Here is a 9,518-nt window from a genome sequence, read left to right on the forward strand (position 1 = left end):
ATTCTGTAAATCCCTTATTGTTATATTTAAAATATATAACCTAATTAAAATTTACACAATTATCTGTAAAGACCCGGTTTTAAAGATCTTAGTTACACTTTGATTATATTAAATTTACTTTCTATAGTTCTACTGGTCATAGAAATTTTTTACTAACTGTTAGCTAGTATATAAACTTTCTAATAACTCTCTTTCAAAATTATGAGCTTGAGGTTTTTTAGACTCTCTTAATGAGTTGATCAGTATTGAAAAGGCATATCTGCTATTATTTTTTGTTAGATATCCTGATAATGTTATAGCTGTAGTTTGAGTTCCTGTTTTTGCAAAAACTCTACCTTTAAGCATATTACCTTTGAAATTTTGTAAAGTGCCTGTTTCACCATATATTGGCAACATACTTTTAAAAAGTTTAAAATCTTTATTTAAAGACATTTTATATAATAGGTTTACTATAAAATTGGGGTTAAGTAGATCATTTTCTGATTCTCCAGACCCATCTTCTAGCTGTATACTGTCTGTGTTTAGCTTAAGCTTGTTTTTTAATATTTCAAAAATAGCATTTTTTCCAGATACAATACTACCAACACCATTATAATAGTAACCGATAGTTCTAAGTATTGTATGAGCATATAAATTGTCTGAGAAAACTAGCATATGCTTTAACAATACATCTAATTTAGCTGAATTATGCTCAGCTAATAAAGTAGTATTGTCAGGAAGTTTTGTAATAACTTTTATACTATCAGCTGTAGTGATATTTAGTTTTAAGAGTTCTCTTAACACAGATTTTTTCATTATTGATTTTGGATCCTGGATAGCAAAGCTAAAGTTATAGGTATTTTTAGGTAAACATCCTGAAAGAACTAATGTGTTATTAGAGTTATAGCCATTAAACTGACATATTTTAAGTTGTTCTTTATTGGCGATAAAGAGTTGCTGGTTTTTAAACTGTAGTGGTTCACCAGATATTTGTTTAATATTAAAGCCTTGCCTTTGAGGTGTTAGTTTTAATGTTATAGAATTTTCATTAAGATTATATACAGAGCTTGGTGCTCCATAATCAAATATTGCACTAGATTGACTTTCATTTATGGGAGTATTACGACCAGTAAAAAATTTATTAACAAAATAGATTTGGTTAATTTTATTTACTTTAGAAGTCTTTAATGTACCTAATAGCTTTTGTAAGTCTTTAGTAGTGAAGCTAGGATCACCTGAGAAAACTATATATAGTTTGTTTATCGTATGATTTTGAGATTTATAATAATAAAGTTTGGTTTCGTATTTAAAATCCTTTCCTAGATATAGTAACGCGGCTGTACTAGTTATAAGCTTAGTGTTACTAGCTGGGATGAAGTTTTTATCAGCATTTCTGGAGTATATGGTTTTACCACTATTTAAATCTATAATTTTAACACCAATTAGGGCAGAGCTAAGCTGATTAGTTTTTACTGCTTTATCAAATGATTTATCAATCTCTGTAGAGCTTAAAGAGTATGATATTGATGAGATAAATATTATAGAAGTTATTAAAGTCTTTAATAAATTATTGAAAGCCATCTAGGAGTATAATCTAGTTCTCAGAAACTTTATTATAACCAAGATTCCAACATATAGCTAAAAGAACTATAGCAATAACACATGCACTTAATAAAAATACAAATACAGCATTCCAACCTAAGAATGTAGCAATCGCACCAATTACAGCTTGAGCACCAACAGTACCTAGGAAGTAGCCAAATAGCCCAGTAAATCCTGCAGCTGTTCCTCCTGCTTTTTTAGGAACAAGGTCTAGGGCTAATATTCCAATTAAAGCAACAGGACCATAGATTAGTATTCCCATTGCAGATAATGATGCCCAAAGAACTACAGGGGTATTGCTATACCAATATACAAGTAATGCACAAATAAATAAAACCATACATATTACACTCATTGGAGCTCTACGGCTACCAAAGAATCTGTCAGTTAGCCAACCAATTATTATAGTTCCTGGAATAGCTGGTAGCTCAAACATTGCATAAGCAATAAGGCCATCAGAGGTTGATAAATGTTTAACATGAACTAGGTAGTAAGGAGCCCAGCTTCCAAGACCATATCTTGCACAATATACAAAAGCATTTGCAACCGCTATTAGCCAAACCCACTTGTTATTTAAAACATATTTAAAGAAGATCTCCTTAGCTGAGAACTCTTTCTCATGGTGAGCTTCTGCAGTAGTGTAACCTTTGTATACTTCAATAGCTGGTAGACCAAGCGATTGAGGAGTATCAGCACCAAAAATTAATATCAAAATACCTACGCCTATACACAATGCACCTGCAACATAAAAAAGACCATGCCAGTCACCACTAAATAGATATAATCCAATTGGAACTACAACGATTGCTAAACATCCAGCACCTACGTTATGAGCGGTATTCCAAATCCCCATTTTAGTACCACGCTCATTAGAACAAAACCAGTGAGTCATAATACGTGCACAAGCTGGCCAACCCATACCCTGAGCCCATCCATTTAAAAACATTGCTATAAACATAACAAGCACACCCAGAGAGAGTAGACTAGGTAGTAAAAGGTTAATAAAACCAGTTATAAATAAGCCTATGGCTAAGAATACTTTAGCGTTACTTCTATCTGAAATATTGCCCATAAGAAATTTACTAACACCATAGGCAATACCTAAACCTGCACCTATCAATCCAAGCTCATCAGGTGATAGTGTTGTGATATATTGTTTAGATACATCAAAACTACTTCTACCAAAGTAGTATGTGAAGTAACCAATATAAGCAACTAAAAACATTCTTAGTCGCCAGTGAGGGTATAGTTTTTGTACTTGCTCTTTAGCTAGCAAAGGCAAGTTTTTTGCAGGTTTTAAAAAGTTCATAAAGTTATCTATATCTTTGGTTTATTTTAATTATTATGTAGCAATTAGTTTAGTTTAAGAATTTTTATTCCTCAATAAAAATTTACTTATAGAGTAAAAATTATAAACTATTACTTTTTAGATTGTTTTTGGAAAAGGTATATTTGGATAAGCTGGTGGTAAATCAAGACCTTTAGCAGCTTCAAGACCTCTTAAAATATCAGGTCTATCTGTTATGATACCATCTACTCTCCAATCGATAAGCCTACTTGCCACTTTATAGTTAAAGTCAGTACCTTCTCTTTCTGTCCAGCCCCATGTTACAACTTTAAGACCTAGCTTGTGAGCTTCATCAAGATCTTTTTTAGTTAAATCTTTTTCATAAGGTTCCCAGAAAGTTCCACCTAGTTTTTTAACCATTTTTGGATAGTCATAATTGAAATTTTTAGGGTCAAGAGGGGCTGTTAGCTCCTTACGACCAGCCATTTTCTTAGCTGTTTGACTATTCATAGGGTCACTATAGCTATCAGTTAGGTAAGCTGTTTGAACTTTTGGATTTAACTTTTGTAAATCAATTAATGCTTGCCATTCAAAAGCTTGTACTTCAACGCTACTAGATATTTGGTTTTTGACTAATACTTTATTTAAAGCTTCAGCCATCTGTTGAGCTGACCAGCTTTGATCAGGCTGGTTAGGGTTAGTTTTTATTTCAATTTGTAAACGAACACGGCTACCAACATTTGACTTAACATAGTCTATTACCTGTTGTAATGTAGGTATATGTACTCCTGGCATTGAAACATGATTTGGGTACATTTTTGCAGTTGGAGAGTTTGGTTTTATATAGCCAACAGTGTATTGTTTTAGTTGAGCTAAAGTTAGGTCTTTTATTGGAATCGCTTTTTTGATCCAATTACCATTTTTATCTTTAGTTAGATCAGGATTTAGAGTTAGGTTATGACTAACTACAAGAACTTTATCTTTAGTCATATTAATATCCATATCAACTACATCAACACCGACACGCATTGCATCAGTATAGGCTGGCAGCGTATTTTCTGGAGCTAATGGGCGTAGCCCTCTATGAGCGTAAATATTAACGACATCTGCAAGGGCAAAATTTATACAGCTAGCTAGGGCAACCGTAGTAATTATTTTTTTAAGCATGAGTTTAAATCATTTCTTTTGGATCTTGAAATAATTACTTAATTTGTTATAAATATCAACAGTTGCACAGCTTAAAATTTATTTTGAAATATAATTAATCTATAATTTAGTAATATTCTCTTAATTATAAGTTGAAATGTTGGATAAGCGCAAAGGTCTTGCTATAGTTTTATTAGTGATAATATGCCTTTTAGGAGTGCTGTATTATTTCTTTAGATCTAAAATAGAAGTGATACCAGGATATGTTAGTACGGATATTAGGTATATATCTTCGCAAGAGAGTGGTAGGCTTTTAGATTTAAAAGTTAAAGAGGGTCAATATATTAAAAAAGGACAGCAATTGTTTGTATTAGATTCTTCAAAAAATAAAACTCTTTTAAAATCAAATAAGTTTCTACATCAAGCATCACAAGCAATATCTAGTAATCTATCAAAAGGCAAAAGACAACCATATCTAGATAGGACTAAACTTGATATAAAAACAGCCAAAGCAAACCTAGAAGTTGCAAAAGATGAGTATGTTCGCCAGAAAGCATTACTAGAGGATGATAGTACCTCTAAGAAGCAATTTGAACAAGCTAAAGGGAAGCTCGTTGAGGCGATAAATCAAGTAAGAAATCTTGAAATAATGCAAGTTATGAATAAAATGCCCGCTCGAGAAGATTTGGTAGCAGCAGCAAATTTTATGTCTATGTCTGTTAATAGTAATTCAAATTATCTGCAACAAAAGATAGATTCTGCCAATGTAAAAGCTTCTCAAAATGGTTATGTTTATCAGATTTTTTATAGAGTTGGAGAAGAAGTTAGAGCTTATAATCCTGTTATAACAGTTATAAACCCTAAGGATGTATATGTGGTTTTTTATGTATCAAAAGAAGATTTAGCAAAAGTACATATAGGTCAGAAAATCAATATTGAAAATACTAATGGTAAAAATATTCAAGCAAAGATAAATTATATATCTAATAAAGCAGAATATACGCCACCTCTACTATATGGGATAAATTCTGATTCAGAAATATCTTTTGAGGTTAAAGCTAGAGTGCAATACTCACCTAAAGAATCTTTGATTCATATTGGAGAGCCTGTGAAGGTAGAGTTAAAATGAGTCAAGGTTTAGAAAGTAATTTTATTATTGATGTAAAAAATCTGACTAAAGTATATGGTGAGAAGACTGTAGTAGATAATATTTCATTACAAGTAAGAGAGGGTGATATTTACGGTTTTTTAGGACCTAATGGTTCAGGTAAAACTACGTCAATAAGAATGGTTTGTGGTTTGCTACCTATCACAAAAGGAGAGGGGACTTGTCTTGGTTACGATATTGGTACACATGCTAGTGTTATCAAGCAGCAAGTAGGCTATATGACGCAAAAATTTACTTTATATCCTGATCTAACAGTTAAAGAAAATCTTAAAATCTTTGCTAGATTGCATAGTCTAAAAAATATCAAAGAGGCTGTAGATAAAACTATAGATAATCTTCAGATGGGTAAAGCTAGAGCAAATCAAAAAGCCTATGAGCTTTCTGGTGGTTGGAAGCAAAGATTAGCGCTTGGAGTAGCAACAATTCATGATCCCAAACTTTTATTATTGGATGAGCCAACTGCTGGAGTAGATCCTAAAGCAAGAAGAGAGTTTTGGGATTATATCTCTACATTATCTAGTAAAGGTATAACTACACTAGTTTCTACTCACTATATGGATGAAGCAGAAAGATGTAATAAGCTATCGTATATTGCGTATGGTAAGTTACTATCTAGCGGTACACAAAAAGATATAATAGATAGCTGTGGCATCAAAACATATAATATTTCGGGTGAAAATGTTTATAAAGTCGTTTTAGAGCTACAAGGTAATAAAGAAATTGAGCAAGTTTCTATGTTTGGTAGTAGTGTGCATTTAAGTGTTAAAAATAATATAGATGTAGCAGATATACAAAAAGAATATAGTGAGTTTGAGTGGCAGAAGATAGATACATCTTTAGAGGATGCTTTTATATTTTTAATGAAAAGCCAACAGGATAATTTTGCATGAAGTATTTTGATATCAATAGGTATTATGCGATTTTCTTAAAAGAGGTTATTCATATGCTTAGGGATAAGGTTACTATAGGTCTTGTAATAGGTATACCTTTAATCCAGGTAATTCTTTTTGGTTTTGCTATTAATATGAATCCAAAGCATCTAAACACAGCTTTAGTTAACAGTGATAGAACTTTTCAGACAAATTATCTTATAGAGAAGATTAATAATACAAAATATTTTGATATTAAATATCAAAACCTTTCAAGGAGTCAAGCTATGACTTTAATGAAGAAAGGTAAGATTCAATTTATAATAGATATTCCACCAAATTTTACAAAAGATGTTTACCGAGGCCAATCTCCAGATATCTTGATAATAGCTGATGGAGCAAATTCTGGAACAGGTGCGGCGTTAGATGCTATAAATAAAGTTAAATCAATATATAGCCAATATTTTTCAAATAAATCTCAAGTTCAGCAAAAGCAACCATTTAATTTTGTAGTCCATAATAAATATAACCCAGAAAATAAAACGCAAAATAATATTGTCCCAGCTTTAGCTGGAGTTATTTTAACAATGACTATGGTTATGGTTACATCTTTGACTATTACTAGAGAGAAAGAATATGGTACGATGGAATCTCTGCTTGCAACACCTGTGACTTCTCTAGAAATTATTTTTGGTAAAATAACTCCATATATAGTTGTGGGTTATATTCAGCTGTTACTAATTATATTTTTTGCTAAAGTAATATTTGGTATAACTATTGTTGGTAGTATTTTATTGCTGCTTGTAGCAACATTTCCTTTTATTATAGCTAATTTGTTAGTTGGAATAACGTTCTCTACAGTTGCAGATACTCAGTTACAAGCAATGCAAATGACATTTTTCTTTTTCTTACCATCTATATTACTATCAGGATTTATGTTTCCTTTTGAGGGAATGCCAGAGTGGGCTCAAGTGATAGGTAATATATTACCACTAACGCATTATTTAAATATAGTTCGAGGGATCTTGCTAAAAGGGGCTGGTTTCTTTGATATATTAAATAGTATATATCCTCTATTAATCTTTATGATTGTAGTGGCTGTTATTTGTTTAAAAAAATATAAAAATACAATTTAATTCATTTAAGTGAAATTTTCTTCCACTTAAATACCAACTACTTTTATGGTATCTTTATAGCCTTAAACTTTAACTAAATAATATAAAAATAATAGGAAGTAAATTGTTAGATTATAAAAATACCTTTATAGGTAGAAATATAAAAAGTGATGTCCTATCTGGTATAGTTGTAGCTGTAGCTCTAGTACCTGAAGCGATTGGATTTTCTTTGTTAGCAGGAGTTTCACCAACAGTTGGTTTATATACAGCATTTATACTTGGTTTTATTACAGCCCTTGTAGGTGGTAAACCTGGTATGATTTCAGGAGCTACTGGTTCTGTAGCGGTTGTTCTAATTGCATTAGGGATACATATTCATGCGATTATTCCAGCGGATATTTTGCATAGTATGACTAAAGAACAAACGAGTATGTACATTCTACAATATATATTGTTATGTACGATTATGGCTGGAGTATGGCAGATTTTAATAGGTCTATTTAAACTTGGGAAGTTTATTAGATTAGTTCCTCAGCCAGCAATGTATGGTTTTGTAAATGGTTTGGCAATTGTGATTGCAATGGCTCAGCTTAGATTTTTCCATGATGCAAATATATGGATGTATGGGTTAGTAGTTATTACGATGGCTATTGTATATTTTGTACCTAAAATTACAGATAAAGTTCCATCAGGGCTTGTAGCTATTATATTTGTAACAATAGTAGCAATAGCATTTAAATTACCTGTTGAAAATATCGGTCAGTATCAAGATATCTCTGGAAGTTTCCCAACTTTCTCCATTCCAGATTTTCATTTAACATGGGCATCTTTCTGGATTGTATTACCATACTCGGTGCTAGTTGCTTTAGTAGGTCTTATAGAGTCTTTACTTACATTATCAGTTTTAGATGAGATGGATGGTAAAAGAGGTAGTGGGAATCAAGAATGTGTAGCTCAAGGTATTGGTAATATTACTTGTGGTTTCTTTGGAGGTATGGCTGGTTGTGTAATGATTGGTCAATCTATAATTAACTTTACAAATGGTGGTAGAGGGCGTTTGTCGTCATTGACTGCTGCTGTTCTACTTATTAGCTTTGTTGTTGTATTATCACACTGGATATCATTGATTCCATTAGCTGTATTAGTAGGTATTATGTTTATGGTTTGTGTAAATACTTTTGCTTGGGAAAGTACTAATAGACTTAGATATATGCCAAATTCAGATAAGCTAGTATTAGTTATTGTAACAGTTATTACAGTTTATGCTGATTTAGCAGTGGCTGTAATTTCTGGTGTGATTGTATCAGCACTAGTATTTGCATGGAAAAACTCTCAAGTAAGAAGCAGAACACATCGTGAAGAGGATGGTACAAAAATATATGAGTTCTTTGGGCCATTATTCTTTGGCTCAACAACTTCTTTTATGAGTTTGTTTGATATACAGCACGATCCTGATAATATTGTTTTAGATTTTGCAAATTCTAGAGTTATGGATGTATCTGGAACAGAAGCTATAGATACTATAACTAAGAAATATCTAGATTTAGGTAAAAAGGTTACTTTACGACACTTAAGTGAAGATTGTCGTGAGATATTAAAAAATGCAGGCCCATACTGTGTTTTTGAAGAAGTTGATCCAACATATAAAGTAGCGAGGGATACATAAAATGGAAAAGTTAAAAGTTAATACTACAAATGCTCCTCAAGCAATAGGCTCATATGAACAAGCTATAAAAGTAGGTGGTTTTGTTTATACTTCAGGCCAGATTGGTCTAAAGCCAGATGGTACTATGTCAGGTGAGTGTATAAAAGAGCAAACAACACAAGTTATGCAGAACTTAAAGGCGGTACTAGAAGCAGCGGGATCAAGTTTAGATAAAGTTATCAAAGCTACTATCTTTATCAAAGATATGTCCGAGTTTAAAACAATTGATGAGATCTATGGTTCTTTCTTTAATGGTAATTTTCCAGCGCGTTCATGTGTTGAAGTTGCGAGATTGCCAAAGGATGTGCGTGTTGAAATAGAAGCTGTTGCTATAGCTAGTTAATTCAATCTTATATAGTCATAATTTCTATACCATAAGTTATCAGTACTCTGTATATTATTCTCCTTCTTTTAAAAAAAACTATAGGTTCAAATATTGCTCTGTTAAGTGCAGTAAAAATCTTGTTTATCTAACTTTTACAAGGTAGGTTTTGCATGTGTTAAATATTTTGATCAAAGGTTAAAAAGAAGATGGAGATAAGATTAAGAGAAATAGTATCAACAAATGAGAGCTAATTGAAAAAAATGGTGCCTAAAATATAGCTATAAATATTGTAGAATAAGGTTTTAAAAAGGATTATTTACA

At 31.8% G+C, this 9,518-nt stretch carries 8 protein-coding genes; 5 read left to right on the plus strand and 3 right to left on the minus strand.

Going from position 1 to position 9,518, the window contains the following annotated elements; genetic code table 11:
- Positions 1–159 precede the first annotated feature (159 nt).
- From dacB to AB8E56_RS10530, 3 genes are all read right to left on the minus strand, one after another.
- Positions 160–1,560, minus strand: coding sequence for a D-alanyl-D-alanine carboxypeptidase/D-alanyl-D-alanine-endopeptidase (gene dacB / locus AB8E56_RS10520; RefSeq protein ID WP_329480879.1), 1,401 nt, complete (start codon positions 1,558–1,560; stop codon positions 160–162).
- A gap of 13 nt (positions 1,561–1,573) precedes the next feature.
- Positions 1,574–2,890 carry an MFS transporter gene (locus tag AB8E56_RS10525; protein WP_329480881.1) on the minus strand — a complete coding sequence of 439 codons (1,317 nt, stop codon included), beginning with the start codon at positions 2,888–2,890 and terminating at the stop codon, positions 1,574–1,576.
- Between the two features lie 117 nt (positions 2,891–3,007).
- Complete coding sequence (locus AB8E56_RS10530) at positions 3,008–4,036, minus strand: glycerophosphodiester phosphodiesterase (RefSeq protein ID WP_329480883.1); 1,029 nt, start codon at positions 4,034–4,036, stop codon at positions 3,008–3,010.
- 136 nt (positions 4,037–4,172) lie between these two features.
- Between AB8E56_RS10530 and AB8E56_RS10535 the strand changes: the two genes are divergently transcribed.
- The 5 genes from AB8E56_RS10535 to AB8E56_RS10555 all read left to right on the plus strand — a co-directional run bounded on the left by AB8E56_RS10535 (position 4,173) and on the right by AB8E56_RS10555 (position 9,215).
- A complete protein-coding gene (locus tag AB8E56_RS10535; RefSeq protein WP_329480885.1) occupies positions 4,173–5,144 on the plus strand; it encodes an HlyD family efflux transporter periplasmic adaptor subunit in 972 nt (323 codons plus the stop codon).
- Positions 5,141–6,073 (plus strand): ABC transporter ATP-binding protein, encoded by a 933-nt coding sequence (locus tag AB8E56_RS10540; protein ID WP_329480887.1) that lies wholly within the window; start codon positions 5,141–5,143, stop codon positions 6,071–6,073. Before AB8E56_RS10535 ends, AB8E56_RS10540 begins: the two co-directional genes overlap by 4 nt.
- Positions 6,070–7,188, plus strand: a complete 1,119-nt coding sequence (locus tag AB8E56_RS10545; protein WP_329480889.1) for an ABC transporter permease — start codon at positions 6,070–6,072, stop codon at positions 7,186–7,188. The genes AB8E56_RS10540 and AB8E56_RS10545 overlap by 4 nt, the downstream gene beginning before the upstream one ends.
- 103 nt (positions 7,189–7,291) lie before the next feature.
- Positions 7,292–8,833, plus strand: coding sequence for a SulP family inorganic anion transporter (locus AB8E56_RS10550; protein ID WP_329480891.1), 1,542 nt, complete (start codon positions 7,292–7,294; stop codon positions 8,831–8,833).
- Position 8,834: 1 nt separating this feature from the next.
- Positions 8,835–9,215, plus strand: coding sequence for a RidA family protein (locus tag AB8E56_RS10555; protein ID WP_329480894.1), 381 nt, complete (start codon positions 8,835–8,837; stop codon positions 9,213–9,215).
- The last annotated feature ends 303 nt before the right edge of the window (positions 9,216–9,518 follow it).

Origin of the sequence: Francisella sp. 19X1-34, from assembly GCF_041102755.1 — a bacterium.
Taxonomy (GTDB): Bacteria; Pseudomonadota; Gammaproteobacteria; order Francisellales; family Francisellaceae; genus Francisella.

What these genes read in the sequence shown, in the direction of transcription:
- AB8E56_RS10530 (WP_329480883.1), bottom strand. Translation starts at nt 4,036, where the DNA reads ATGCTTAAAAAAATAATTACTACGGTTGCCCTAGCTAGCTGTATAAAT.
- AB8E56_RS10540 (WP_329480887.1), top strand. Translation starts at nt 5,141, where the DNA reads ATGAGTCAAGGTTTAGAAAGTAATTTTATTATTGATGTAAAAAATCTG.
- AB8E56_RS10525 (WP_329480881.1), bottom strand. Translation starts at nt 2,890, where the DNA reads ATGAACTTTTTAAAACCTGCAAAAAACTTGCCTTTGCTAGCTAAAGAG.
- dacB (WP_329480879.1), bottom strand. Translation starts at nt 1,560, where the DNA reads ATGGCTTTCAATAATTTATTAAAGACTTTAATAACTTCTATAATATTT.
- AB8E56_RS10555 (WP_329480894.1), top strand. Translation starts at nt 8,835, where the DNA reads ATGGAAAAGTTAAAAGTTAATACTACAAATGCTCCTCAAGCAATAGGC.
- AB8E56_RS10545 (WP_329480889.1), top strand. Translation starts at nt 6,070, where the DNA reads ATGAAGTATTTTGATATCAATAGGTATTATGCGATTTTCTTAAAAGAG.
- AB8E56_RS10535 (WP_329480885.1), top strand. Translation starts at nt 4,173, where the DNA reads ATGTTGGATAAGCGCAAAGGTCTTGCTATAGTTTTATTAGTGATAATA.